The organism is Streptomyces sp. NPDC000348, assembly GCF_042898795.1.
Classification (GTDB): Bacteria; Actinomycetota; Actinomycetes; order Streptomycetales; family Streptomycetaceae; genus Streptomyces.
In genome coordinates, this window is sequence record NZ_JBIAZD010000001.1 from 126,747 (window position 1) to 151,228 (window position 24,482).

At 72.6% G+C, this 24,482-nt stretch carries 20 protein-coding genes; 10 read left to right on the forward strand and 10 right to left on the reverse strand.

Annotation, left to right across the window (positions count from 1 at the left end):
* Positions 1-67 precede the first annotated feature (67 nt).
* Positions 68-1,231, forward strand: coding sequence for an NlpC/P60 family protein (locus ACFY3N_RS00635; protein WP_390814469.1), 1,164 nt, complete (start codon positions 68-70; stop codon positions 1,229-1,231).
* Here ACFY3N_RS00635 and ACFY3N_RS00640 read toward each other — a convergent pair.
* From ACFY3N_RS00640 to ACFY3N_RS00660, 5 genes are read right to left on the reverse strand one after another with little or no spacing between them, the layout of a single operon-like run.
* Positions 1,195-2,457 carry a styrene monooxygenase/indole monooxygenase family protein gene (locus ACFY3N_RS00640; RefSeq protein ID WP_390814470.1) on the reverse strand — a complete coding sequence of 421 codons (1,263 nt, stop codon included), beginning with the start codon at positions 2,455-2,457 and terminating at the stop codon, positions 1,195-1,197. The two genes, ACFY3N_RS00635 and ACFY3N_RS00640, sit on opposite strands and share 37 nt — an antisense overlap.
* Positions 2,458-2,478: 21 nt before the next feature.
* The gene (locus tag ACFY3N_RS00645; protein ID WP_390814471.1) at positions 2,479-3,117 is read right to left on the reverse strand and encodes an ATP/GTP-binding protein; all 639 of its coding nucleotides are present in this window, start codon (positions 3,115-3,117) and stop codon (positions 2,479-2,481) included.
* Positions 3,098-3,517 (reverse strand): DUF742 domain-containing protein, encoded by a 420-nt coding sequence (locus tag ACFY3N_RS00650; protein WP_390814472.1) that lies wholly within the window; start codon positions 3,515-3,517, stop codon positions 3,098-3,100. Before ACFY3N_RS00650 ends, ACFY3N_RS00645 begins: the two co-directional genes overlap by 20 nt.
* Complete coding sequence (locus tag ACFY3N_RS00655) at positions 3,514-4,017, reverse strand: roadblock/LC7 domain-containing protein (RefSeq protein ID WP_390814473.1); 504 nt, start codon at positions 4,015-4,017, stop codon at positions 3,514-3,516. Before ACFY3N_RS00655 ends, ACFY3N_RS00650 begins: the two co-directional genes overlap by 4 nt.
* Entirely contained in the window at positions 4,014-7,574 is a 3,561-nt protein-coding gene (locus tag ACFY3N_RS00660; protein ID WP_390814474.1) for a nitrate- and nitrite sensing domain-containing protein, read from the reverse strand. The genes ACFY3N_RS00655 and ACFY3N_RS00660 overlap by 4 nt, the downstream gene beginning before the upstream one ends.
* 407 nt (positions 7,575-7,981) lie before the next feature.
* Here ACFY3N_RS00660 and ACFY3N_RS00665 point away from each other — a divergent pair, with 407 nt between their 5' ends.
* On the forward strand, positions 7,982-8,782 hold the full coding sequence (locus tag ACFY3N_RS00665; RefSeq protein ID WP_390814475.1) for a protein phosphatase 2C domain-containing protein: 801 nt from the start codon (positions 7,982-7,984) through the stop codon (positions 8,780-8,782).
* A gap of 11 nt (positions 8,783-8,793) precedes the next feature.
* Here ACFY3N_RS00665 and ACFY3N_RS00670 read toward each other — a convergent pair whose 3' ends face one another.
* Complete coding sequence (locus tag ACFY3N_RS00670; protein WP_390814476.1) at positions 8,794-9,288, reverse strand: MarR family winged helix-turn-helix transcriptional regulator; 495 nt, start codon at positions 9,286-9,288, stop codon at positions 8,794-8,796.
* A gap of 232 nt (positions 9,289-9,520) precedes the next feature.
* Here ACFY3N_RS00670 and ACFY3N_RS00675 point away from each other — a divergent pair, with 232 nt between their 5' ends.
* Positions 9,521-10,345, forward strand: a complete 825-nt coding sequence (locus tag ACFY3N_RS00675) for a lysozyme (RefSeq protein WP_390814477.1) — start codon at positions 9,521-9,523, stop codon at positions 10,343-10,345.
* 72 nt (positions 10,346-10,417) lie between these two features.
* On the opposite strand, the gene lon is transcribed toward ACFY3N_RS00675, so the two are convergent.
* Positions 10,418-12,832 (reverse strand): endopeptidase La, encoded by a 2,415-nt coding sequence (gene lon / locus ACFY3N_RS00680; RefSeq protein WP_390814478.1) that lies wholly within the window; start codon positions 12,830-12,832, stop codon positions 10,418-10,420.
* Positions 12,833-12,982: 150 nt separating this feature from the next.
* Here lon and ACFY3N_RS00685 point away from each other — a divergent pair, with 150 nt between their 5' ends.
* The 7 genes from ACFY3N_RS00685 to ACFY3N_RS00715 all read left to right on the forward strand — a co-directional run bounded on the left by ACFY3N_RS00685 (position 12,983) and on the right by ACFY3N_RS00715 (position 22,302).
* Positions 12,983-13,672, forward strand: coding sequence for a spermidine synthase (locus ACFY3N_RS00685; RefSeq protein ID WP_390814479.1), 690 nt, complete (start codon positions 12,983-12,985; stop codon positions 13,670-13,672).
* Between the two features lie 124 nt (positions 13,673-13,796).
* Positions 13,797-14,537, forward strand: a complete 741-nt coding sequence (locus ACFY3N_RS00690; protein ID WP_390814480.1) for a response regulator transcription factor — start codon at positions 13,797-13,799, stop codon at positions 14,535-14,537.
* Complete coding sequence (locus ACFY3N_RS00695; RefSeq protein WP_390814481.1) at positions 14,534-15,646, forward strand: ATP-binding protein; 1,113 nt, start codon at positions 14,534-14,536, stop codon at positions 15,644-15,646. The genes ACFY3N_RS00690 and ACFY3N_RS00695 overlap by 4 nt, the downstream gene beginning before the upstream one ends.
* Before the next feature lie 291 nt (positions 15,647-15,937).
* Positions 15,938-19,729, forward strand: coding sequence for a multifunctional oxoglutarate decarboxylase/oxoglutarate dehydrogenase thiamine pyrophosphate-binding subunit/dihydrolipoyllysine-residue succinyltransferase subunit (locus ACFY3N_RS00700; protein ID WP_390814482.1), 3,792 nt, complete (start codon positions 15,938-15,940; stop codon positions 19,727-19,729).
* An 80-nt stretch (positions 19,730-19,809) separates the two neighbouring features.
* On the forward strand, positions 19,810-19,989 hold the full coding sequence (locus tag ACFY3N_RS00705) for a DUF6104 family protein (protein WP_003992906.1): 180 nt from the start codon (positions 19,810-19,812) through the stop codon (positions 19,987-19,989).
* A 401-nt stretch (positions 19,990-20,390) separates the two neighbouring features.
* Positions 20,391-21,263: a DUF4097 domain-containing protein gene (locus ACFY3N_RS00710; protein ID WP_390814483.1), complete on the forward strand. Its 873-nt coding sequence runs from the start codon at positions 20,391-20,393 to the stop codon at positions 21,261-21,263.
* Between the two features lies 1 nt (position 21,264).
* Positions 21,265-22,302 (forward strand): helix-turn-helix transcriptional regulator, encoded by a 1,038-nt coding sequence (locus ACFY3N_RS00715; RefSeq protein WP_390814484.1) that lies wholly within the window; start codon positions 21,265-21,267, stop codon positions 22,300-22,302.
* A 338-nt stretch (positions 22,303-22,640) separates the two neighbouring features.
* On the opposite strand, the gene ACFY3N_RS00720 is transcribed toward ACFY3N_RS00715, so the two are convergent.
* The 3 genes from ACFY3N_RS00720 to ACFY3N_RS00730 form a co-directional block, all read right to left on the reverse strand.
* Positions 22,641-23,204 carry a Clp protease N-terminal domain-containing protein gene (locus ACFY3N_RS00720; protein ID WP_390814485.1) on the reverse strand — a complete coding sequence of 188 codons (564 nt, stop codon included), beginning with the start codon at positions 23,202-23,204 and terminating at the stop codon, positions 22,641-22,643.
* The gene (locus ACFY3N_RS00725) at positions 23,204-23,413 is read right to left on the reverse strand and encodes an HTH domain-containing protein (protein ID WP_030219802.1); all 210 of its coding nucleotides are present in this window, start codon (positions 23,411-23,413) and stop codon (positions 23,204-23,206) included. Before ACFY3N_RS00725 ends, ACFY3N_RS00720 begins: the two co-directional genes overlap by 1 nt.
* A gap of 101 nt (positions 23,414-23,514) precedes the next feature.
* Positions 23,515-24,480 (reverse strand): zinc-binding dehydrogenase, encoded by a 966-nt coding sequence (locus tag ACFY3N_RS00730; RefSeq protein WP_390814486.1) that lies wholly within the window; start codon positions 24,478-24,480, stop codon positions 23,515-23,517.
* Positions 24,481-24,482: the final 2 nt, after the last annotated feature.

Sequence of the window (24,482 nt, forward strand, 5' to 3'; positions counted from 1 at the left end):
ACCGCGCACAGCCGCCCGATGCTCGCGGTGCGGAGCGGACGAGCCGCCCCGCGCCGGAGGTGATGGTGTGTCAGGAAAGCTTCTGCGTCTGGTGTGCACGGCGGCGCTGGCGGCCGGGGCCGTCCTCGCGCCCGTGCCCGCGGCGGCCGTTCCGGAACCGGGCGGCGGCACCGGCGGGCGTTCCGTCGCCGAGCTGCTGACGGAGCTTCAGACCCGTTACCGGGAGGCCGGGAAGGCCACCGAGACCTACAACGCCACCGAGGAACGGCTGAAGAGGCAGCGCGCCGAGGCCGAGCGGCTGGAGCGCGCCCTCGCCCGCGTCCGGCGCTCCCTGCGGGACAGCCGGGGCGCCGCCGGGCAACTGGCCCGCCGGCAGTACCAGAGCGTCACCGGTCTCTCCCCCTACGTACGGCTGCTGCTCGCGCGCGATCCGCAGCGCGCGCTCGACCAGGGGCACGTGATCGGGCGACTGGCGCGGGAGCGGGCCCGGACGGTGGGCCGGCTGACCGGCGACGCGCGGGAGGCCGAGGCGCTGGCCCGCCGGGCGCGCAAGGCCCTCGACGCCCGGCTCGCCCTCACCGAGCGGCGCGGGAGGGAGCGGGACGAGGTCCTCGGACGGCTCCGCGCGGTCGAGGAGCTCCTCGCCTCGCTCACCCCCGGACAGCTCGCCGCGCTGGCCGAGCTGGAGCGGGACACGGTGGCCGAGGCGCAGGAGGAACTGGTGGCCTCCGGCGCGCTGGGCAGCGGCGGCACCCCTCCCTCGGCGGCGGGCGAACGGGCCGTGCGCCACGCCGTGGCGCAGCTCGGGAAGCCGTACGAGTGGGGTGCGGAGGGGCCCGCCGCGTACGACTGCTCGGGGCTGACGTCCGAGGCGTGGGGCGCCGCCGGGACGCCGATCCCCCGGACCAGCCAGGAGCAGTGGGCGCGGCTGGAACGGGTGCCGCTGGCGGAGCTGCGCCCGGGGGACCTCGTCGTGTACTTCCCGGAGGCCACCCACGTCGCCCTGTACCTCGGCGATGGGATGGTGGTGCAGGCGCCCCGCCCCGGAGCGCGGATCAAGGTCTCCCCGATCGCGGCCAACCCGGTGCTGGGCGCCGTGCGCCCCGACCCGGCCGGGGAGCCCGTACGGCGGTACGTGCCGCCGGAGCTCCCCGAGGGGGCGACGGAGGGGTCCGACGAGGGGTACGCCCGCGGTCAGGCGCCGGACGCGCCCGAGACCTCCATCAGGTAGCCCTCGGTCTTCTTCGGGTCGTAGAAGAAGTTCTCGAAGTCGGCCGGGTCGTTGAAGCCGTTGGCGAAGCGGTCCGCGACCGGCTGGAGCTCCCCGGCCGCGCCGAGCAGGTTCAGGACGTGCTCCGGCGGCGGGGCGAGCATGGTGTTGGTCCACTTGGTGACGTGCCGCGCCGTCTCCCAGTAGCGGTCGAAGGTCGCCTGCATCCAGGTCCCGTCGAACTCCTTCTCCCCGTGCTCCAGGATCGAGGCGAGGTAGGAGGCGGCGCACTTGGACGCCGAGTTGGAGCCCTGGCCGGTGATCGGGTCGTTGGCGACGACCACGTCGGCCACGCCGAGGACGAGGCCGCCGGAGGGCAGCCGGCCGATCGGGTTGCGGACGGTGGGGGCGTAGCGGCCGGCGAGGGTGCCGCCGGCGTCGGTCAGTTCGACCTTGGTGGCCCGCGCGTACTCCCAGGGAAGGAACCTCTCCATGAGTTCCAGGGTCAGGGAGAGGTGTTCCGCCGGGTCCTTGACGTCCTTGAAGGCGTCCAGCGGGCCGCCGGGTATGCCCTCCCAGAACAGGATGTCGGCGCGGCCCGAGGTGGTGAACGTCGGCATGACGAACATCTCGCCGACACCGGGGACCAGGTTGCAGCGGACCGCCTCCGTGTCCGGGTGCTCCGGACGCGGGCCGAGGCCGTGGACGTAGGCCACCGCGAGGGCGCGCTGCGGCTCGCTGTACGGGGACCGCTCCGGGTCGCGGGCGAACATCTGCACGAGTTCGCCCTTGCCCGCCGAGACGAGCACGAGGTCGTACGCGCGGGAGAAGTAGTCGAGGTCGCCGACCGCCGCGCCGTGGATGACCAGCTGGCCGCCGCGCTGGGCGAAGGTCTCCATCCAGCCGGCCATCTTCACGCGCTGGTCCACCGACTGCGCGAACCCGTCGAGCCTGCCCAGCCAGTCGATCGCGCGCTGCGAGGGGCCCGGGTCGAAGGAGCCGGGGGCGGCGACCGAGACGCCGAGTCCTTCGATCTTCGGGGCCTGGGACTCCCAGAAGTTCAGCTGGAGGTCCCGCTCGTGCTGCAGCGCGGTGTGGAACATGCACTGCGTCGACATCACCCGTCCGGTACGGATCTCGTCCGCGGTCCGGTTGGACATCAGGGTGACCTCGTACCCGTGCGACTGGAGGCCGAGGGCCAGCTGGAGACCGGACTGGCCGGCTCCGACGACGAGTATCTTCCGCATACGGGGACGCTCCTAAGAGGGCTACTCGGGGGTTTCGTCGAGCGCGTGGCCCACGAGGGACAAGAGGGTCTCGATGACCGAGATCCGGCGGCGCGCATCCATGATCATTACAGGTATGTGCGCGGGGATCGTCAATGCCTCTCGCACGTCCTCGGCGTCGAACCGCTCACTTCCGTCGAAGTGGTTGACCGCGACGACGTACGGCAGTCCGCAGCTCTCGAAGTAGTCCAGGGCCGGCCAGCAGTCCTTCAGGCGGCGGGTGTCGGCCAGTACGACGGCGCCGATCGCGCCGCGCACCAGGTCGTCCCACATGAACCAGAACCGCTGCTGCCCGGGGGTGCCGAAGACGTAGAGCACGAGGTCGTCGTCGAGCGTGATGCGGCCGAAGTCCATGGCCACGGTGGTGGTCAGCTTGCCCGGCGTGGCGGTGAGGTCGTCGTGCTCCTCGCTCGCCTCGGTCATCAGCGCCTCGGTCTGCAGGGGCGTGACCTCCGAGACGGTGGTGACGAGCGTGGTCTTGCCGACGCCGAAGCCGCCCGCCACCACTATCTTCGTGGCGATCGGCGCGCGGGTGCGGTCCGTCTGCCAGGGCAGCAGGGGCTCGTCGTCCTCGACGAGCGGGGAGACGCCGCGAGCGGCATCAGAGACGACGGAGTCCACTCAGCACCCTTTCCAGCAGTACGCGGTCCGGGCGGCCCGTGCCGTGGCCGGTTCCCGTTCCGTAGACACGGATCTTTCCCTGGTCCGCGAGGTCGCTCAGGAGGACGCGGACCACGCCGAGCGGCATCTTCAGCAGCGCGGCGATCTCGGCCACCGTTCGCATGCGGCGGCACAGTTCGACGATGGCCCGCATCTCCGGCATGACCCGGGAGGTGAGGCCCCCGTTCGTGAGCTCCTTGCGCTCCTCGGCGGCTTCGAGCGCGGCGGTGGCGCCGACGAACGTCTCGACGAGCAGGACGTGGCCGAAGCGGGTGCGGCCGCCGGTGAGCGAGTAGGGCCGGACCCGGGCGACCTTGCGGTCGCCGCCGCGGACCGGGAGCTGTTTCCTGGGCTTGCTCACCGGGACCCCCCGGTGGACTCGCTCTCCAGGGATTGGCGCAGCTCGCTGCGGAGTTCCGGGGTCAGGACGTGGCCGGCGCGGCCGACGAACAGGGCCATGTGGTACGCCACCACGCTCATGTCGCAGTCCGCGGAGCCGTGCACGCCGAGCAGGGAGCCGTCGCTGATGGACATCACGAACAGGCTGCCCTCGTCCATCGCCACCATCGTGTGCTTGACCGGACCGTAGTCCATCAGCTTCGAGGCGCCGACGGTGAGGCTGCCGATGCCGGAGACGACGGTGGCCAGGTCGGCGGCGGAGCCGCGGGGGCCGGTGCGCTTCGCGCTCCGCGCGTCGCGGGCCTCGTCGTGGCGGGAGTCGTCGGAGGAGAGCAGGAGCAGACCGTCGGAGGAGACCACCGCGACGGAGAGGATGCCGGGCACCTCCTCGACGAGGTTGTTCAACAGCCAGTGCAGGTTGCGGGCCTCACTGCTCAGTCCGACAGTACCGGTCGCGGTCAACTGCTTGCCTCCTCGACTGTGCCCCCCGTGGTCTCTTCGGATGTGGCGGCCTGACCGGACGGTGCCCGGTGGCCACCGGTCCGTTCGGCGAGTTCCGCCTCGACGTCCCGGCGCCCGGCGTCCGCCCCCCGGCGGAAACCGCCGAGCCGGCGGCGCAGGGCCTCGGCGTCCACGGCCCCGGCGTGCGGGCGCGGGGCCGCGGCGGGCGCGGTGATCCTCGGTGTGCGCTTGGGCAGCCCCTTGGCCGTGACCGGCTCGTCGCCCTCGTCCCCGTCCCCGTCCCCGTCGGCGACGCGCGCGTGCTCCGCGTCGGCGCCGCCCCCGGACGCGGCGCCCGGCCGCCGGGGAAGCCCTTCCGGGTTCCCGGCGTCGGCCGCGGGGCTGTCCCCGGGGCCGGCCGCAGGCCGGCTCTCGGACCCGGCGTCCGCTGCGGGTGCGTCCCCGTGGACCGCGGCCGGGCGGGCGACGCCCTCCGCGTCCTCCGCGTCCTCGCCGGCCGACCGGCTCGCGGCACCGGAGGGGGGCTCCTCGTCTCCGGCCGCGTGACCGGCGCCCGGGCGGACGGCGTCGCCCGCGCCCGCGCCGAACGGCTGCGGCGCGGCGGTCCCGGACGGGGCGTCGTTCCCGCCCGCGTGACCCGCGCCCGGACGGACGCTCTCGCCCTCCGCCCGGCCGACGGCCCCGGCGGAGGCCGCGGACCCGGCTTCGGCCGCCGCTCCGGCGGTGTCGCCGGTCCCCGCTCCCCGGGCGCCGGGAACGGCCGTGCGTCCGGGAAGGTCGGTGCCGGTCCTCTGGTCCCGGGCGGCTTCCGGCTCGTCGGCCGTCTCCGGCTGCGCCGGGATCAGCAGCTCCATCGTGATTTCGGCGGGCCGCTCGGCCGGCGCGTCGGCGCCTTCCGTGCCCTCGCGCCCCGCACGGTCCGGCGCGGCGTCGTCGCCGCGGTCCGGCGCGGACTCCTCCGCCGGCTCGTCGGCACCGCCCGGCACGGCGTCGCCGGCACGGGTCTCCTCGGGTTGCCCGGCGGAGCCTCCCGTCGGCCCCGCCGCGCGCTCCCGCGCGGGCTCGTCCCCACGGCCCGGTGCGGACTCCTCCGCCGACTCGTCGGCACCGCTCGCCGCCGACTCACCGGCGTCCTCGGGGCGGACCTTCTCGGACCGCCCGGCGGGGCTTCCCGCGGATCCCTCCGCACGCTCCCGCGCGGGCTCGTCCGCACCGCCCGGCGCGGACTTCTCCGCACCGCCCGGCGCGGACTCCTCCGCGAGGGCCGGCGAGGACTCGTCCGCGTCACCCGGTGCCGGCGTCTCCGCGCCGGGCGAGTCCTGGTGGCGTACCGCCTTCTCCGCCAGGGCGACCAGCGGATCGTCCGACTCCGTACGGCCCTGGAGGACGTTGGAGTTGGCCTCGGCGTCGGCACCCGGGAGGGAGTACGTGACGGTGCCGCCGGCGACGGAGGCGGGGACCGCGCCGGGGGCGGCGGACGCCAGGAGGGGGTCGGGGAGGACGACGACCGCGGCGATGCCGCCCTGCTTCTGCTCGCGCAGCCGGACCCGCACCCCGTGCCGGTGGGCGAGCCGGGCCACGACGTACAGGCCGAGGCCGAGACCGTCCTCGGCCTCCGCGTCGTAGGTGGTCTCCGGGTCGAAGTCGGACAGCCGGGAGTTGAGCCGCTCCAGCCGCTCCCCGGTCATGCCGATGCCCTCGTCCTGGACGGAGAGCATGACCTCGCCGTTCTCCAGCAGCCAGCCGGAGACCTCGACGGGCAGGTCGGGCGGGGAGAACGAGGTGGCGTTCTCCATGAGCTCGGCCAGCAGGTGGGACAGGTCGTCCGCGGCGAACCCGGCGATGTGCGCGTGCGGCGGCAGCGCGGCGATACGGACCCGCTCGTACCGCTCGATCTCGCTGACCGCGGCCCGTACGACGTCCACCAGCGGGACCGGACCCGCCGTGTGCTGCACGTGCTCGGTGCCGGCGAGGACGAGGAGGTTCTCGCTGTGCCGGCGCATGACCGTGGCGAAGTGGTCGAGCTTGAACAGGGTGGCCAGCCGGTCCGGGTCGTCCTCGCGCTCCTCCAGCCCCTCGATGACGCCGAGCTGACGCTCGACCAGTCCGAGGGTGCGCAGGGCGAGGTTGACGAACGTACCGCCGATGCCGGCGCGCAGCCGCTCCAGGTGCGCGGCGGACTCGGCGAGCTCGGTGCGCAGCTCCTCGCGGGCGTCGGCCATCTTCTGCCGCTGTCCCACGAGGTGCTTGCGGTCGGCCTCCAGGGTGGCGATCCGCTCGGCGAGGGCGACGGCGTGCGCGTGGAGGGCGTTGACGGAGCGGACGACCTGCGCGAACTCGTCGTTGCGGCCGGTGAAGGCGACCGGCTCCTGACCGGTGGGGTCCTCCGCCTCGGCGAGGCGGGCGGAGCCCCGGCGCAGCACCGACAGCGGACGCGTCAGGGTGCGGGCCATCGCCGTGGCGATGCCGATCGTGAGCAGCATCAGGGCGCCGAGGACCGCGATCCGGATCTCCAGCGCGGTGACGTCGTCGTCGCGCAGCTGGGCGAGGTCCTTGGTGCGCTTGTCGAAGAGGGCGGACTCGACCCCGCGCATCGTCTCGATCCGCGCGGTGAGCGCGGCCCGGAGCTTCTCGGCGCTGGTGCCGAGGTCCTCGTCGGAGAGCGTCGGCTCGTCGGTGAGGCGCGCCAGGTACTTCTCGGCGGTCTCGACCTCGGGGCCGGTGACCGTGGAGTCGTAGGAGGCGCGGGCGTCCCCGGGCGCGGTCTCGCGGAAGTCGGCGAGGGCCGCGTCGGAGCGCAGCCGGGCCTGGAGCGCGGCGGCGGTCAGCTCGTCGCGCCGCTCGGTGTCGGCGTCCGAGGAACCGGTGGTGGTGGACGGCAGGCCGGTGACCGGGTCGATCACGGTCCGGGTGGCGCTCGGCACGTTCAGCGCGGCGAGCAGCAGTCCGCGGGTGGCGGCGGCCTGCTGGACGGCGGAGTCCAGCTCGGTGAGCGCGTAGGCGCCCGAACCGGCGCGGGGCGGGGTCAGCTCCGCCAGCTGTTCGGCGAGCCGGTGCAGTTCCGTGATGGCGGTGGAGTACGCCTGATGCGCTTCGAGAGCACTGCTCTTGCCCGTGAGCGCCGCTCTGCGCACGGCGGCGACGGCGTCGAGGCCGTCGTGCAGCTCCTGCGGGATGTCCGTGTCGGCGCGCAGTTCCTCGACCTGCCGGTCGACGCGGGCGCTGTGCTCCTCGGAGGGCGCCTCGGACTTGGGGCGGCCGGCCGCGATGTAGGGGACGACCTCGTCGCGCTCGTCGGCGAGGGAGTGCGCCAGGGTGAGGGCGTCCTGGGTCTGCTCGGCGAGCGTCACCAGGTCCTGCGCGTCCTTGAGCTGCCCGGAGGCCGCGAGCACGGAGGGCGCCCCGGCCGCGGCGATCGCGGCGGCCACCACGGCCACGGCGACGATGAGCCGGTTGCGTACGTGAGTGGGGCGGCCCCTGCCTACGGCGGTCGTCTGCTTTGCCTCCCCCGTGGGGGTTGTCTGCTTGCCTGTGCGACGAGGCCGCGACTTCTGCACCGGTGCTCGCATTCCTGACTCGTGTACCCGTGGGTCCGGGTGACGCTCCGTCAACGGGTGCGGGCGTTCACCCCGAGCTCTTGACCGCGCTCGGACAGCGAGGCGCCCCCATCGCTCCCCGACCCTCCCAGTGACCGTGGACAGTGGATGCGCATCACCTGACCCGCCACTCGAAGGAGTGAACCCCGGAGGTGAGTTGAGGGGCAAGTTCCGTTACGTCGCGCAGCGGCCCCGCGCGGTACGCCGGTTGGACGTCTGCGGCGGGCGGTGGCAATATTCGCCGCCACGTCTTCCCGGAGCGCTGCATTCCCTCCCAAATCAGGCGTCTGACCTGCGCGACTGCGGGTATCCGCCGCTCGGCCAAGGTCTTTCCCGGCCCCTGTGAAGGGCTCGTGCAGACTGGCGGGATGCGTACGGAGCTGGTTTCGGAGCCCGGCGATCCCGGGCGCCCCAACGAGGACTTCGCGAGCGTCGGACTTCCGGCCTCCGGACAGGGCGGTTCGCTCGTGGTGCTGGACGGGGTCACCCCGCCGGGCGACGGCGGCGGCTGTCTGCATTCCGTGCCCTGGTTCACCGCGCGGCTGGGCGGGGCGCTGACCGAACTGACCGTTTCCCTCCCGGATGTTCCGCTGGCCGAGCTGCTGTCCCGGGCCCTCGCGCGTACCGCCCGGGGTCACGCGGCGACCTGTGACCTTTCTCACCCCCGTACGCCGCAGGCGACGGTGGTGCTGGCCCGCTGGTCACCGGCCTCGGTGGACTACCTGGTGCTGTCCGACTCGGCCCTGCTCGTCGAGTCCCCCGACGGCACGGTCACCCCGCTGCTGGACGACCGGCTGGACCGGCTGCCCCGCTCGGCCCTGGCCACCGCCGCCCTGGTGGACACCACGCTGCGCAACAAGGAGGGCGGCTTCTTCACCGCGGCGGCGGATCCCTCGGTGGCCTCCCGCGCGGTCACCGGTTCGCTGCCGCGCGACGCGGTGCGCGCCCTGGCCGCCCTGACGGACGGTGCGGCGCGCTGGGTGGAGAGGTTCCACGAGGGCGACTGGGCGGACTGCCTCACCCTGGTCCGCGAGGAGGGCGCCCGGTCCCTGGTGGACCGGGTACGGACCCTGGAACGGGCGGACGCGGACCGGGCGGCGCCGCGCCGCGGCAAGACGCACGACGACGCGACGGTGGTGTACGCCGAGCTGTCACCCCGTGAGGGGTAGCCCGTACGGGGTCACTTCTCCATGCCCCGGTTCAGCTGGTTCAGCAGCCGGGCGAGTTCCGTCACCTCGGCGGGGTCCCAGTCGGCGAGCCGGCCGGCGTAGCGTGCGCGGCGGGCCTCGCGGACCCTGCGGACCCGTTCGTGCCCCTCCCGCGTGAGGGCGATCAGCCAGGCGCGGCCGTCGGCGGGGTCCGGCTCGCGGGCGACGAGGCCGAGCTCCTCCAGTGCGCGCAGCTGGCGCGACATCGTCGCCTTGCCGACGCCGATGTAGGCGGCGAGCTCGGTGGCCCGCTGCCGGCCGTACTCATCCAGACGGACCAGCAGCCCGTACGCGGACGGCTCCAGGTCGGGATGGACCGCGCGGGCCATCTCCCCCTGGCTGGCCCGGGCGCGCCGCAGCAGCACCGTCAACTCGCGTTCCAGCGCGAGGAATCCGGGCTGGTCGACACCCGACGCGGGCGCCGGGGAGGCGGCGCGTTCTTCGCCGCCGTGTCCGTCTTCGTGCACGTCTGCCCCTGCTTCGGTTTTCCGGTCCCGGGAGTTCCCCGCCAAGTGGCGACGCCGCCCCGGCTCCACCAGTATTTCGCAGGCGTGGACCAACGGCAGCGCGCGGACGCCCCGCCCCTGCCCCGGTCCACGTGCGCAGTTTCCTCGACCAGGCGATTGCGTGGCATGCCCACCACATGGGACATGAGTCACATTCCGGGTTCGCCCCACACCGACCTTTCGGAGATGCGTCATGCCTGTGCACAGATCCGGCCTCCCCCGCATACGCGCGCTCGCGACCGCCGGCGCGGTCCTGCTCGCGGTGCTCTCCCTCCCCCGCACGGCCGTCTCGGCCGAGTCCTCCCCCAGCGCCCCTCCGCGCGGTTCCGCCCACATGGGCATGGGGGTGCTCGCCCACGACGGCCGCGGCGGACTCCCCTCCGTCCGCACCACCCGGACGGAGGGCGTGGACGTCTCCAGCCACCAGGGCGACGTCGCCTGGACGACCCTGTGGAACAGCGGCGTCCGCTGGGCCTACGCCAAGGCCACGGAGGGCACGTACTACACCAACCCGTACCACTCCCAGCAGTACGACGGCTCCTACGACGTCGGCATGATCCGCGGCGCCTACCACTTCGGCACGCCCGACACGGCGAGCGGCGCCGCCCAGGCCGACTACTTCGTCGACCACGGCGGCGACTGGTCCGCGGACGGACGGACCCTGCCGGGCGTGCTCGACATCGAGTGGAACCCGTACGGCGACGCCTGCTACGGCAAGTCGCAGGGCGCGATGGTGAGCTGGATCCGCGACTTCCTGGACCAGTACCGGTACCGCACCGGCCGGGACGCCGTCCTCTACACGGCCACCAGCTGGTGGAAGCAGTGCACCGGCGACTACGCCGGCTTCGCCGCCACCACTCCGCTGTGGATCGCCCGGTACGCCTCCACGGTGGGCGAACTGCCCGCCGGCTGGGACACGTACACGATGTGGCAGTACACCTCGACCGGGCCGACCGTCGGGGACCACGACCTCTTCAACGGCGCCCTCGACCGGGTGCGGGCCTTCGCGCTGGGCTGATCCGCGCCGGGCACGGCGAAGGCCCGGGCCTCCCTCAGGGGACCCGGGCCTTCCCTCGTCCGGCCGCGTCCGTCACGCCGCGACCGGAACCTCCGGCGCCGCGCCGTTCGTCGCGGGCGACAGCGCCAGCTCCAGGACCTGGCGGACGTCGGTGACGGCGTGGACGTCGAGCTTGTCCAGCACCTCCGCCGGGACGTCGTCCAGGTCGGGCTCGTTGCGCTTGGGGATGACGACGGTGGTGATCCCCGCGCGGTGCGCGGCGAGCAGCTTCTGCTTCACCCCGCCGATCGGCAGCACCCGCCCGGTCAGCGAGACCTCACCGGTCATCGCCACGTCGGTGCGGACCAGCCGGCCGGAGAGCAGCGAGGCCAGGGCGGTGGTCATCGTGACGCCCGCGCTCGGGCCGTCCTTGGGCACCGCGCCCGCCGGGAAGTGGATGTGCACGCCCCGGTCCTTCAGATCGCCCACCGGCAGCTCCAGCTCGGCCCCGTGACTGCGCAGGAAGCTCAGCGCGATCTGCGCGGACTCCTTCATCACGTCACCCAGCTGGCCGGTCAGGGTCAGCCCCGCCGCGCCCGTCTCCGGGTCGGCCAGGGACGCCTCCACGTAGAGGACGTCCCCGCCGGCCCCGGTCACCGCGAGCCCGGTGGCGACACCGGGGACGGCGGTGCGGCGCTCGGCCGGGTCCTGGGCGGACTCGGGCACGTGGTGCGGCCGGCCGATCAGGTCGCGCAGGTCGCCGTCGGTGATGGTGAAGGGCAGTTCCCGCTCGCCCAGTTCGTGCTGGGCCGCGACCTTGCGCAGCAGTCGCGCGATGGACCGCTCCAGGGTGCGCACGCCCGCCTCGCGCGTGTACTCGCCGGCCAGCCTGCGCAGCGCGCCCTCGTCGATCGTGACCTCGTCCCGGTCGAGACCGGCGCGCTCCAGCTGGCGCGGGAGCAGGTGGTCGCGGGCGATGACGATCTTCTCGTCCTCGGTGTAGCCGTCGAGGCGGACCAGCTCCATGCGGTCGAGCAGGGCCTCCGGGATGGCTTCCAGGACGTTGGCCGTCGCGAGGAACACGACGTCGGACAGATCCAGTTCGACCTCCAGGTAGTGGTCCCGGAAGGTGTGGTTCTGCGCCGGGTCGAGGACCTCGAGGAGCGCGGCGGCCGGGTCGCCCCGGAAGTCCGACCCCACCTTGTCGATCTCGTCGAGGAGCACCACCGGGTTCATCGACCCGGCCTCCTTGACGGCCCGCACGATCCGGCCGGGCAGCGCGCCGACGTACGTACGGCGGTGGCCGCGGATCTCGGCCTCGTCGCGGACGCCGCCGAGGGCGACGCGGACGAACTTCCGGCCCATCGCGTGGGCGACGGACTCGCCGAGCGACGTCTTGCCGACGCCGGGCGGGCCCACCAGGGCCAGTACGGCGCCGCCGCGCCGTCCGCCGACGACGCCCAGGCCCCGGTCGCTGCGCCGCTTGCGCACCGCCAGGTACTCGGTGATCCGCTCCTTCACGTCCGCCAGGCCCGCGTGCTCGGCGTCCAGGACCGCCCGGGCGCCCTGGATGTCGTAGGCGTCCTCGGTGCGCTCGTTCCACGGCATCTCCAGGACCGTGTCGAGCCAGGTGCGGATCCAGGATCCCTCGGGCGACTGGTCGGAGGAGCGCTCCAGCTTGTCGACCTCCTTGAGCGCGGCCTCGCGGACCTTCTCCGGCAGGTCGGCGGCCTCGACGCGGGCCCGGTAGTCGTCGGACTCCTCGCCCTCCTGCTCGCCGTTGAGTTCCCGCAGTTCCTTGCGGACGGCTTCGAGCTGGCGGCGCAGCAGGAACTCGCGCTGCTGCTTGTCGACGCCCTCCTGGACGTCCTTGGCGATGGTCTCGGCGACGTCCTGCTCGGCGAGGTGGTCGCGCAGCTGCTGGGTGGCGAGCTTCAGCCGGGCCACCGGGTCGGTGGTCTCCAGCAGGGCGACCTTCTGTTCGGTGGTGAGGAACGGCGAGTAGCCGGAGTTGTCGGCGAGCGCGGAGACGTCGTCGATGGCCTGGACCCGGTCGACGACCTGCCAGGCGCCGCGCTTGCGCAGCCAGGCGGTGGCGAGCGCCTTGTACTCCTTGACCAGTTCGGTCACGTGCCCCGGCAGCGGCTCCGGCACGCTCTCGTCGATGCGGGTGCCCTCCACCCACAGCGCCGCGCCCGGCCCGGTGGTCCCGGCGCCGATCCGTACGCGGCCCCGGCCGCGGATCAGGGCGCCCGGATCGCCGTCGGCCAGCCTGCCGACCTGCTCGACCGTGCCCAGCACGCCGGTACCGGCGTAGGTCCCGTCGACGCGCGGCACCAGCAGCACCCTGGGCTTCCCCGGCTCGGCCCGGGCGGCGGCCTGGGCGGCCTCCACCGCGGCGCGCACCTCGGAATCGCTCAGGTCCAGCGGAACCACCATCCCGGGCAGCACGACCTCGTCGTCGAGCGGCAGCACAGGCAGGGCGAGCGGTGTGGACTCAGCAGCCATGATCTCCCCTTCGGCAGTCAAGTTGAGCTATGCCGACTCAATGCTCGTGAGCCGCCGAATGTTCCCGGAGCCGCGTTCGCTCTCAGCGATCATCCTCCGGGGCGCGGAAGAGCGCGGCCGCCGCGAGAAGGGAGCTGCCAGGATGAACGCATGTCCACCCCGTACGACATTCCCGATGCCCCCGAAGTCCTGGACCGCCGCGAGGGCCCGTACGGCGAGGTCGTGCTGCGCAGGCACGGTGACCTGCTGCAGATCATCGCCAACGGCTGCTTCCTGATGGACACCTCCGACGGCCGTTCGGAGCGGCGGCTCGTCGACGCCGCCCTGGCCGCCCTCGACGCGCGCACGGCGGACCCGCACGTCCTGATCGGCGGCCTCGGGGTCGGCTTCTCACTCGCACACGCCGCCGGGCAGCCCCGCTGGGGACGGATCACCGTGGTGGAACGCGAGCCGGCCATCATCGGATGGCACCGCGGGGGACCGCTGGCCGGGCTCTCCTCGCGGGCCCTCGCCGACCCGCGCACGGAGATCGTCGAGAGGGACCTCGTCCGTTACGTCAATGAGACGTCGGACACGTTCGACGCGCTCTGCCTGGACATCGACAACGGGCCCGACTGGACCGTCACCGAGGACAACGACGGGCTCTACTCACCGGCCGGACTGGCCGCCTGCGCAAGGGTGTTGAGGCCGGGCGGGGTACTCGCCGTGTGGTCGGCGAAACCGTCCCCGGAATTCGAGGGAACCTTGCGTAATGCCGGATTCCAGCAGGTGCGTACCGAAGAGATCCCCGTTGCCCGGGGCGTTCCGGACGTCGTGCATCTCGGCGTCCGCCCCGGATAGCAAACTCGCGGTAACTCCCCGTACGCTGCTGCCCTGGCGCGGATCATCCAAGCGTCGAGCGCAATGCTGCGCGGACGAGGGATCACCCCACTGATTCCGGAAAAGCACACTTCAGGGGCGGGCGATGGAGCAGACACACACCTCCCACAACGGCACGGCCACGACCACCCTCGGCGCCCAGCGCAGGGTCCTGGTGGTGGAGGACGACGCGACGATCGTGGACGCCATCGCGACGCGCCTCCGCGCCGAGGGATTCCTGGTGCAAACGGCGGGCGACGGCCCGTCCGCGGTGGACACGGCGGAGGCCTGGCAGCCCGACCTGCTGATCCTGGACATCATGCTGCCCGGCTTCGACGGCCTGGAGGTCTGCCGGCGCGTGCAGGCCCAGCGGCCGGTGCCGGTGCTGATGCTCACCGCGCGCGACGACGAGACCGACATGCTGGTCGGGCTGGGCGTCGGCGCCGACGACTACATGACGAAGCCCTTCTCCATGCGGGAGCTGGCGGCACGCGTGCACGTGCTGCTGCGCCGCATGGAGCGGGCGGCCCTCGCGGCGACGACCCCGCGCAGCGGCATCCTGCGCCTGGGCGAACTGGAGATCGACCACGCGCAGCGCAGGGTGCGCGTGCGCAGCGAGGACGTCCATCTGACGCCCACCGAGTTCGACCTCCTGGTGTGCCTGGCGAACACCCCCCGCGCGGTGCTCTCCCGCGAGCAGCTGCTGGCCGAGGTGTGGGACTGGGCGGACGCCTCCGGCACCCGCACGGTCGACAGCCACATCAAGGCGCTGCGCCGGAAGATCGGCGCCGAGCGCATCCGCACCGTGCACGGCGTGGGCTACGCCCTGGAGACGCCGACGCCATGAGCGACGGTCCGGCCGGACGCAGAGGCCCCCGGGCTTCGCAGCCCTGGGGCGGTGTACGCCCGTTCTCGATCCAGACCAAGCTGGGTGCGCTGGTCGTCGTCTCGGTCCTGATCACCACGGGGCTGTCGGTGATCGCCGTGCACACCAAGACGGAGCTGCGCTTCATCACGATCTTCTCGATGATCGCGACGCTGCTCATCACGCAGTTCGTGGCGCACTCGCTCACCGCGCCGCTGGACGACATGAACGCCGTGGCCCGTTCCATCTCGCACGGCGACTACACCCGCCGGGTGCGGGAGAACCGCCGGGACGAGCTGGGCGACCTGGCCCAGATGATCAACGTCATGGCCGACGAGCTGGAGGCCCAGGACCGCCAGCGCAAGGAGCTGGTCGCCAACGTCTCGCACGAGCTGCGCACCCCCATCGCGGGCCTGCGCGCGGTGCTGGAGAACATCGTCGACGGCGTCACGCAGGCCGATCCCGAGACGATGCGCACGGCCCTGAAGCAGACCGAGCGGCTGGGACGCCTCGTGGAGACGCTCCTCGACCTGTCCCGCCTGGACAACGGCGTGGTGCCGCTGAAGAAACGGCGGTTCGAGGTGTGGCCGTACCTGTCCGGCGTGCTGAAGGAGGCCAACATGGTCGCCTCGGCCCGCGCGGGCATGGCCTCCGGATCGGGCAGCCACACCCGTACGGACGTCCATCTGCACCTCGACGTGTCACCGCCGGAGCTCGTCGCGCACGCCGACCCCGAGCGCATCCACCAGGTCGTCGCCAACCTCATCGACAACGCGGTCAAGCACAGCCCGCCGCACGGCCGGGTGACGGTCCGGGCGCGGCGCGGGGACCGGCCGGAGTCGCTGGAGCTGGAGGTGCTGGACGAGGGGCCCGGCATCCCGCGCACCGAGTGGCACCGCGTCTTCGAGCGCTTCAACCGGGGCAACGTCAACCGGCCGCACGGTCCGGGCAGCGACGGCGGCACCGGTCTCGGCCTGGCGATCGCCCGTTGGGCCGTCGATCTGCACGGCGGCCGGATCGGAGTGGCCGAATCCGAGCGGGGCTGTCGGATTCTCATCACTCTTCCGGGAGCGTCATCCGCACCAAGTTGACGTAAAGTTCGAAGCGGAGCCGCACGATCCACCCGTGTTCGCGCTGGCGGACACGTGTGAGCAGGCGCAGGCCCGCGCGAACTGCGCGCCGGGGCCCGGCCTGGCGATCCCTGATACGGCCCGAAGAATCGAAACCACGGTTGTTTCCCGCCATTTCCCACGCCGAAACACACGCTGCAATGTGACTTACGCGACGATGAACGGGCCCGGCCTGACCTTCTCGCTCTCGGGGGCGTAGCCTTTATTTCCGCTGTCCATCATCTTGCGAAGCGGAAGAGGGCGGTTGACGCCGTGTCGCCACAGTCCCCCAGTAACTCGAGCATCTCGACCGACACCGACCAAGCGGGTAAGAACCCCGCTGCGGCCTTCGGTGCCAACGAATGGCTCGTCGACGAGATCTACCAGCAGTACCTCCAGGACCCGAACTCGGTGGACCGAGCCTGGTGGGACTTCTTCGCCGACTACAAGCCGGGCGCGCCTGCGGCCTCGGCTCCGGCGGGTACCGCGGCCGCGGGGGCCGCGGGAACCACCACCCCGGCCCCTCCGGCCCGGCCTGCCGCGCCCGCTCCCGCGGCCGCGCAGCCCGCCGCCGCTCAGCCGGCCGCCGAGGCGCCCGCCGCCCCGGCGAAGGCTCCCGCCCCGGCGCAGGCCGCCGCGCCCGCAGCCAAGCCGGCCGCCGCGGCGCCCAAGGCCGAGCCCGCCACCGAGGCGAAGGCCGGCCCCGAGCAGGTCACCCTGCGCGGCCCGTCCGCCGCCGTGGCGAAGAACATGGACGCCTCCCTCGAGCTGCCCACGGCCACGTCCGTGCGCGCGGTCCCGGTGAAGCTGCTGTTCGACAACCGCATCGTCATCAACAACCACCTCAAGCGGGCCCGCGGCGGGAAGATCTCCTTCACGCACCTCATCGGCTACGCGATGGTGCAGGCCATCAAGGCCATGCCGGCGATGAACCACTCGTTCGCCCGGGTGGACGGCAAGCCGACCCTGGTGAAGCCGGAGCACGTCAACCTCGGTCTGGCCATCGACCTGGTGAAGCCCAACGGCGACCGCCAGCTGGTCGTCGCGGCCATCAAGAAGGCCGAGACGCTGAACTTCTTCGAGTTCTGGCAGGCCTACGAGGACATCGTCCGTCGCGCCCGCGACAACAAGCTGACGATGGACGACTTCACCGGTGTCACGGTCTCCCTGACCAACCCCGGCGGCCTCGGCACCGTCCACTCCGTGCCGCGCCTGATGCCCGGCCAGTCGGTGATCATGGGCGTCGGCTCCATGGACTACCCGGCGGAGTTCCAGGGCACCTCCCAGGACACCCTGAACAAGCTCGGCATCTCCAAGGTCATGACGCTCACGTCGACCTACGACCACCGGGTGATCCAGGGCGCCGCCTCCGGCGAGTTCCTGCGCGCGGTCGCCAACCTCCTGCTCGGCGAGAAGAACTTCTACGACGAGATCTTCGAGGCGCTGCGCATCCCCTACGAGCCGGTCCGCTGGCTCAAGGACATCGACGCCTCCCACGACGACGACGTCACCAAGGCCGCCCGCGTCTTCGAGCTGATCCACTCCTACCGGGTCCGCGGCCACGTCATGGCCGACACCGACCCGCTGGAGTACCGCCAGCGCAAGCACCCCGACCTGGACATCGTCGAGCACGGCCTCACCCTGTGGGACCTGGAGCGCGAGTTCGCCGTCGGCGGCTTCGCCGGCAAGTCCCTGATGAAGCTGCGCGACATCCTCGGCGTGCTGCGCGACTCGTACTGCCGCACCACCGGCGTCGAGTTCATGCACATCCAGGACCCCAAGCAGCGCAAGTGGATCCAGGACCGCATCGAGCGCTCGCACACCAAGCCGGAGCGCGAGGAGCAGCTGCGCATCCTGCGCCGGCTGAACGCCGCGGAGGCGTTCGAGACCTTCCTGCAGACGAAGTACGTCGGCCAGAAGCGCTTCTCCCTGGAGGGCGGCGAGTCCGTCATCCCGCTGCTGGACGCGGTGCTGGACTCGGCCGCCGAGTCCCGCCTGGACGAGGTCGTCATCGGCATGGCCCACCGCGGCCGGCTGAACGTGCTGGCCAACATCGTCGGCAAGTCGTACGCGCAGATCTTCCGCGAGTTCGAGGGCAACCTCGACCCGAAGTCGATGCACGGCTCCGGCGACGTGAAGTACCACCTGGGCGCCGAGGGCACCTTCACCGGCCTGGACGGCGAGCAGATCAAGGTCTCCCTGGTCGCCAACCCCTCGCACCTGGAGGCGGTGGACCCGGTCCTGGAGGGCGTCGCCCGCGCCAAGCAGGACATCATCGGCAAGGGCGGCACGGACTTCACCGTCCTGCCGGTGGCGATCCACGGCGACGCGGCCTTCGCGGGCCAGGGCGTGGTGGCCGAGACCCTGAACATGTCGCAGCTGCGCGGCTACCGCACCGGCGGCACGGTCCACGTCGTCATCAACAACCAGGTCGGCTTCACCGCGGCCCCCGAGTCCTCGCGCTCCTCCATGTACGCCACGGACGTGGCCCGCATGATCGAGGCCCCGATCTTCCACGTGAACGGCGACGACCCGGAGGCCGTGGTCCGCGTCGCGCGGCTCGCCTTCGAGTTCCGCCAGGCGTTCAACAAGGACGTGGTGATCGACCTCATCTGCTACCGCCGCCGCGGTCACAACGAGTCGGACAACCCGGCCTTCACCCAGCCGCTGATGTACGACCTGATCGACAAGAAGCGCTCGGTGCGCAAGCTGTACACCGAGTCCCTCATCGGTCGCGGCGACATCACCCTGGAAGAGGCCGAGCAGGCGCTGCAGGACTACCAGGGCCAGCTGGAGAAGGTCTTCACCGAGGTCCGCGAGGCCACCTCGCAGCCGTCCGCCGCGCTGCCGTCCGAGCCGCAGGCCGAGTTCCCGGTCGCCGTGAACACCGCGGTGACCACGGAGACCGTCAAGCGGATCGCCGAGTCCCAGGTCAACATCCCCGACCACATCACCGTCCACCCGCGTCTGCTGCCTCAGCTGCAGCGCCGGGCGGCGATGGTCGAGGACGGCACGATCGACTGGGGCATGGGCGAGACCCTCGCCTTCGGCTCCCTCCTCCTGGAGGGCGTCCCGGTGCGCCTCGCGGGCCAGGACTCCCAGCGCGGCACCTTCGGCCAGCGCCACGCGGTCATCATCGACCGCAGCACGGGCGAGGAGTACACGCCGCTGCAGTACCTCTCCGAGGACCAGGCGCGGCTGAACGTCTACAACTCCCTGCTGTCCGAGTACGCGGCGATGGGCTTCGAGTACGGCTACTCGCTGGCCCGCCCCGACGCGCTCGTGCTGTGGGAGGCGCAGTTCGGCGACTTCGTCAACGGCGCGCAGACGGTCGTGGACGAGTTCATCTCGTCGGCGGAGCAGAAGTGGAACCAGACCTCCGGTGTGGTCCTGCTCCTCCCGCACGGCTACGAGGGCCAGGGCCCGGACCACTCCTCGGCCCGCCCGGAGCGGTTCCTGCAGCTCTGCGCCCAGAACAACATGACGGTCGCGATGCCGACGTCGCCGTCGAACTACTTCCACCTCCTGCGGTGGCAGGTGCACAACCCGCACCACAAGCCGCTGGTCGTCTTCACGCCGAAGTCGATGCTGCGCCTGAAGGCCGCGGCCTCGAAGGCGGAGGAGTTCACCGCGGGCCAGTTCCGCCCGGTCATCGGCGACGCCTCGGTCGACCCGGCCGCGGTGAAGAAGGTCGTCTTCACCGCCGGCAAGGTCTACTACGACCTCGAGGCCGAGCGGCAGAAGCGCGGTACCACGGACACGGCGATCATCCGCATCGAGCGCCTGTACCCGCTGCCGGGTGCGGAGCTCCAGGCGGAGATCAAGAAGTACCCGAACGCCGAGAAGTACCTGTGGGCCCAGGAGGAGCCGGCGAACCAGGGTGCCTGGCCGTTCATCGCGCTCAACCTGATCGACCACCTCGACCTGGCGGTCGGTGCCGACCTCCCGCACGACGAGCGTCTGCGCCGCATCTCGCGGCCGCACGGCTCGTCCCCGGCGGTCGGCTCCGCGAAGCGCCACCAGGCCGAGCAGGAGCAGCTGGTGCGCGAGGTCTTCGAGGCGTAACCGGAGGCCGTACGCGGGCGGGCCGCACCCCTCTCACGGGAGTGCGGCCCGCCCGTTTTCCTGCCCATATCCTTGTCCTCATGTACTTCACGGACCGTGGCATCGAGGAACTGGAGAAGCGGCGCGGGGAGGAGGAGGTCACCTTCGAGTGGCTGGCCGAGCAGCTGCGCACGTTCGTCGACCTCAACCCCGACTTCGAGGTCCCGGTGGAACGCCTGGCCACCTGGCTGGCCCGCCTGGACGACGAGGACGACGAGTAGCACCCCACGGGGGGGCGGCATTCCCGCCCCCACCACACACCCGCCCGCCGCGCCAGTCGCTACCGCACCCCCGCGATCCGCGGGCAGTCGTGCCTCCCCCAGTGCCTCAAAAGGCCTGGGAGGTACCCCCAGGGCGGCACGGGTGGGCGCGAGGGCACCCCGCAAGCGCCGGGCTGCGTGAACACCTCCGGCCCACACCAGCGCAGAGCATCCCGCAAACGCCGGGCCATGCGAACCCGCCCCCGCTCAGCGCCGATGCGCCAGGTCACTTCACCCCCTCCGCAAAAGACCGATCACCAGAACGAGCGCCTTGACTTTCCCCTGCCGCGATATATCGTGAATCACGTAAGACGCGATATGCCGCGTCATCGTCGACCGCTTCGTTCCCAGGAGGTCCCCCCATGCCCGAATGGTCCGTCGCGGAACCCACGAAGCTCACCTTCGACACCCCCGTGAGCGACCTGCGCGTACGCATCGTCAACGGCACCGTGAACATCGTGGGCACCGACGAGGGCCCCGCCCACCTCCAGGTCTCCGAGGTCGAGGGCCCACCCCTGCTGGTCACCCAGAAGGACGGCACCCTCACGGTGGCCTACGACGACCTCCCCTGGAAGGGCTTCCTCAAGTGGCTGGACCGCAAGGGCCGGCGCCGCAGCGCGGTGGTCTCCCTGGCCGTTCCGGCGCAGACCCGGGTCGAGGTGGGCGTGGTCGGCGCCGGCGCCGTGGTCTCCGGCATCCGGGGCCCCGCCGCGGTGAAGGGTGTCGCCGGCGACACCACCCTGGTCGCCCTGTCCGGCCCGGTCCGCGCGGAGACCGTCTCCGGAAGCGTGGAGGCCCAGTCCGTCACCGGCGACCTCCGCTTCGCCTCCGTCTCCGGCGACCTCACCGTCGTCGAGGGCTCCGGCCCCTCCGTGCGGGCGGACACGGTCAGCGGATCGCTGATCGCGGACCTCGACCCCGCCGGCCCCACCGACGTCGATCTGACCAGCGTCTCGGGCGAGATCGCCATCCGGCTGCCCCATCCGGCGGACGCCGAGGTGGAGGCCAACACCGCGAGCGGCGCCATATCCAACGCCTTCGACGACCTCCGGGTGCAGGGCCAGTGGGGCGCCCACAAGCTCACCGGCCGTCTGGGCGCGGGCAGCGGCAGACTGCGCGCCACCACCGTCTCCGGCTCCATCGCCCTGCTGCGCCGCCCGGCCGGGGAGGACGAGCCGGACCCGCGGGACGGCTCGGGGGACAATGCGGGTACGACCGACAAGAAGGTGCTCTGACATGCCTCCCGTCTTCGCCCACGGACGCCTCCGCCTCTACCTGCTGAAGCTGCTGGACGAGGCCCCGCGTCACGGCTACGAGGTGATCCGCCTCCTCGAGGAGCGCTTCCAGGGGCTGTACGCCCCGTCGGCGGGCACGGTCTACCCCCGCCTGGCCAAGCTGGAGGCGGAGGGCCTGGTCACCCACACCACCGAGGGCGGCCGCAAGGTGTACTCCATCACGGACGCCGGCCGCGCGGAGCTGGCCGACCGCAGTGGCGAGCTGGCCGATCTGGAACTGGAGATCCGGGAGTCGGTCGCCGAACTGGCCGCCGAGATCCGGGCCGACGTCAGCGGCGCGGCGGGCGATCTGCGCCGCGAGATGCGGGCCGCGGCGGGAAGGGCCCGCCAGAGCCGTACCGGCGGGGCGGCCCCCGACGAGGAAGGTGCTTTCGGCGACTTCGGGGCCTTCGGCACCAAGGACGCCTGGCATGCCGCCAAGGAGGAGATGCGCCGCGCCAAGCAGGAGTGGAAGGAACAGGCCCGCCGCGCCAAGGACGAGAGCCGACGCTCCCGCGAGGAGGCTCAGCGCGCCCGCCGCCAGGCCAAGGAGGCCCAGGACAGGGCGCAGGAGGAGGTGCAGCGCATCGCACGTCAGGTCCAGGAACAGGTGCAGGACCACTTCGCCCGGGGCGACTGGCCGACGGGGCTGCGTGAGGGCCTCAGCGAACTGGCCAAGGAGATGGGCGAGTTCGGCAAGGACTTCGCCTTCGGCCGCGCCGGCGCGGGGGCCTCGGGGAAGGCCTCCGAGCCGTCGTACTCCCGGACTCCCGAGGACTTCCCCGCCGACTACACCCCTGCCTGGGCGCACGAGGACGCCTCGGACTCCACCGGCGACCCGGCCCGTGACCTGGACCGCCTGCTGGACCGCTTCCGGGACGACATCCGTGACGCGGCCCGCGACCACGGGGTCACCGCGGACCAGCTCCGCGACGCCCGCCGCCATCTGTCCACGGCGGCGGCCCACATCGGGGCGATACTGCGCACACCGAAGCGGTAGACCTCCTGGCCGGGCCCACCCGAACCGGGCCGAAGGCCTCCGGGTCACCCGGCCCGACGCAATCCCGGCCCGGCGGGACGCACAGGCCCGACACGGCCACACCGTCCTCACGAGACCGACCCGGCCCACCCGAACCGAACCGGAACTCCCTGAGCCCGCCCGCCCCGGCGAAACCCGGCCCGGCGGGACGCACAGGCCCGACACGGCCACACCGTCCTCACAAGACCGACCCGGCCCACCCGAACCGAACCGGAGCCCCCTGAGCCCACCGGACCCGGCGATCCCGGCCCGGCCGGGCCGGCGCAGGGCAGCCCAGCCCGGGCGGCCCTGCGCCGACCTCAGCCCGCCTTGGCTTCGCCGGCCCCGTGGAGGACCCGGGTCACGGATGCGTACGTCACGCCGTGGTCGGCGAGGACCTCGGCGGGGACGCCGGGGCGGGCGGTCAGGGCGAGCAGGAGGTGCTCGTCGCCGATACGGCGGTCGCGCAGGGCGGTGGCGGCGCGCAGGGCGCCCGTGAGGACGTCCTTGGCCGCGCGGTCGAAGGGCAGGTGTCCCGACCGCCGGCCCCCGGCCTTCCGGTCGCCGGACATCGCCCCGGCCCCGTGCACCTCCTCCACCCGCGCCACGATCTCCGACACGTCGATGCCGAGCCCGGCGAGGGCGTCGGTCTCGGCCTGGGTCAGCCCGGCCCGCCGCCGGGCCTCCCCCAGCGCCGCCCGCACCGACTCCCGTCGCCCACCGGCACCGAGGGCGGCCAGCGCGAACGAGGCCCGGCTCCCTTCCCGGTCGAGCAGGGCCAGCAGCAGATGCTCGGCACCGACCCGCTCGGCCCCCGTCTCCCCCGCGTGCCCGACCGCCCCCTTCACCACGTCGCGGGCGTCCTTCGTGAACCGCTCGAACATCAATGCCTCCCGTACTTCTTGTGCACGGCCTGCCTGCTGACCCCGAGTTCGGTGGCGATCTCCTGCCACGACCAGCCCTGATGGCGCGCGTTGCGCACCTGCACGGTCTCCAGTTGCTCCAGCAGCCGGCGCAGGGCGGCGACGGCCCGCAGGCCGACCCGTGGGTCACGGTCGCCCGCACGCTCGGCGAGGTCGGTTGCCTCAGTCATGATGTCAACTTACATTGACACCCCTTCGGCGTCAACCCTGGTTGACATGCCGACGGCCGGCCCGGAGACCCGGACCGGCCGTCGGGGGCGGGCTTCGCCCTTCAGGGATTCGTGAGCACGATCTTGCCGAACTGCCCGCCGGACTCCATCCGTTCGAAGCCCTCCCGCGCCCGGTCCATGGGCAGCGCCTCGTCGATGACGGGCCGTACGCCGGTGGCGGCGCAGAAGGAGAGCAGATCCTCCAGCTCGTCCTTGGTGCCCATGGTCGACCCGACGACCTTGAGTTCCAGGAAGAAGATCCGGGTCAGCTCGGCGTGCGAGGGCCGGTCACCACTGGTGGCGCCGGAGATCACCAGCGTGCCGCCGGGGCGCAGCGACTTCACCGAGTGGGACCAGGTGGCCGCCCCCACGGTCTCGATCACCGCGTCGACCCGCTGCGGCAGCCGCGCCCCCGGTTCCACGGCCTCCACGGCCCCGAGCTCCAGCGCCCGCTTCCGCTTGGCCTCGTCCCGGCTGGTGGCGAAGACCCGCAGCCCCGCGGCCCTGCCGAGCACGATCGCGGCGGTGGCGACACCACCCCCGGCCCCCTGCACCAGTACGGAGTCCCCGGGCCGCACCCCGGCGTTGGTGAACAGCATCCGGTACGCGGTCAGCCAGGCGGTCGGCAGACAGGCGGCCTCCTCGAAGGAGAGCTCCTTCGGCTTGGGCAGGACGTTCCACGTGGGCACGGCGACCCGCTCGGCGAACGTGCCCTGGTAGCGCTCGGTCAGGATGGACCGGGGCTCGTCGGGGCCGACCCCGTGCCCGCTCTGGCCGATCACGGAGTGCAGGACGACCTCGTTGCCGTCCTCGTCGACGCCGGCGGCGTCGCAGCCGAGGATCATCGGCAGCTTGTCCTCCGCGAGGCCCACGCCCCGCAGGGACCAGAGGTCGTGGTGGTTGAGGGAGGCGGCCTTGACCGTGACGGTGCTCCAGCCTGGCCGGGGCTCGGGAGCGGGACGCTCTCCCAGCTCCAGACCCGCGAGCGGCTGGTCGCGGTCGATTCGGGCGGCGTAGACGGCGAACATGA

Bases quoted from the DNA above. Each gene is read 5' to 3' on its own strand.
- ACFY3N_RS00640 (WP_390814470.1), bottom strand. From the start codon at position 2,457: ATGCGGAAGATACTCGTCGTCGGAGCCGGCCAGTCCGGTCTCCAGCTG.
- ACFY3N_RS00665 (WP_390814475.1), top strand. From the start codon at position 7,982: ATGCGTACGGAGCTGGTTTCGGAGCCCGGCGATCCCGGGCGCCCCAAC.
- ACFY3N_RS00675 (WP_390814477.1), top strand. From the start codon at position 9,521: ATGCCTGTGCACAGATCCGGCCTCCCCCGCATACGCGCGCTCGCGACC.
- lon (WP_390814478.1), bottom strand. From the start codon at position 12,832: ATGGCTGCTGAGTCCACACCGCTCGCCCTGCCTGTGCTGCCGCTCGAC.
- ACFY3N_RS00685 (WP_390814479.1), top strand. From the start codon at position 12,983: ATGTCCACCCCGTACGACATTCCCGATGCCCCCGAAGTCCTGGACCGC.
- ACFY3N_RS00690 (WP_390814480.1), top strand. From the start codon at position 13,797: ATGGAGCAGACACACACCTCCCACAACGGCACGGCCACGACCACCCTC.
- ACFY3N_RS00695 (WP_390814481.1), top strand. From the start codon at position 14,534: ATGAGCGACGGTCCGGCCGGACGCAGAGGCCCCCGGGCTTCGCAGCCC.
- ACFY3N_RS00705 (WP_003992906.1), top strand. From the start codon at position 19,810: ATGTACTTCACGGACCGTGGCATCGAGGAACTGGAGAAGCGGCGCGGG.
- ACFY3N_RS00710 (WP_390814483.1), top strand. From the start codon at position 20,391: ATGCCCGAATGGTCCGTCGCGGAACCCACGAAGCTCACCTTCGACACC.
- ACFY3N_RS00715 (WP_390814484.1), top strand. From the start codon at position 21,265: ATGCCTCCCGTCTTCGCCCACGGACGCCTCCGCCTCTACCTGCTGAAG.
- ACFY3N_RS00720 (WP_390814485.1), bottom strand. From the start codon at position 23,204: ATGTTCGAGCGGTTCACGAAGGACGCCCGCGACGTGGTGAAGGGGGCG.
- ACFY3N_RS00725 (WP_030219802.1), bottom strand. From the start codon at position 23,413: ATGACTGAGGCAACCGACCTCGCCGAGCGTGCGGGCGACCGTGACCCA.
- ACFY3N_RS00730 (WP_390814486.1), bottom strand. From the start codon at position 24,480: ATGTTCGCCGTCTACGCCGCCCGAATCGACCGCGACCAGCCGCTCGCG.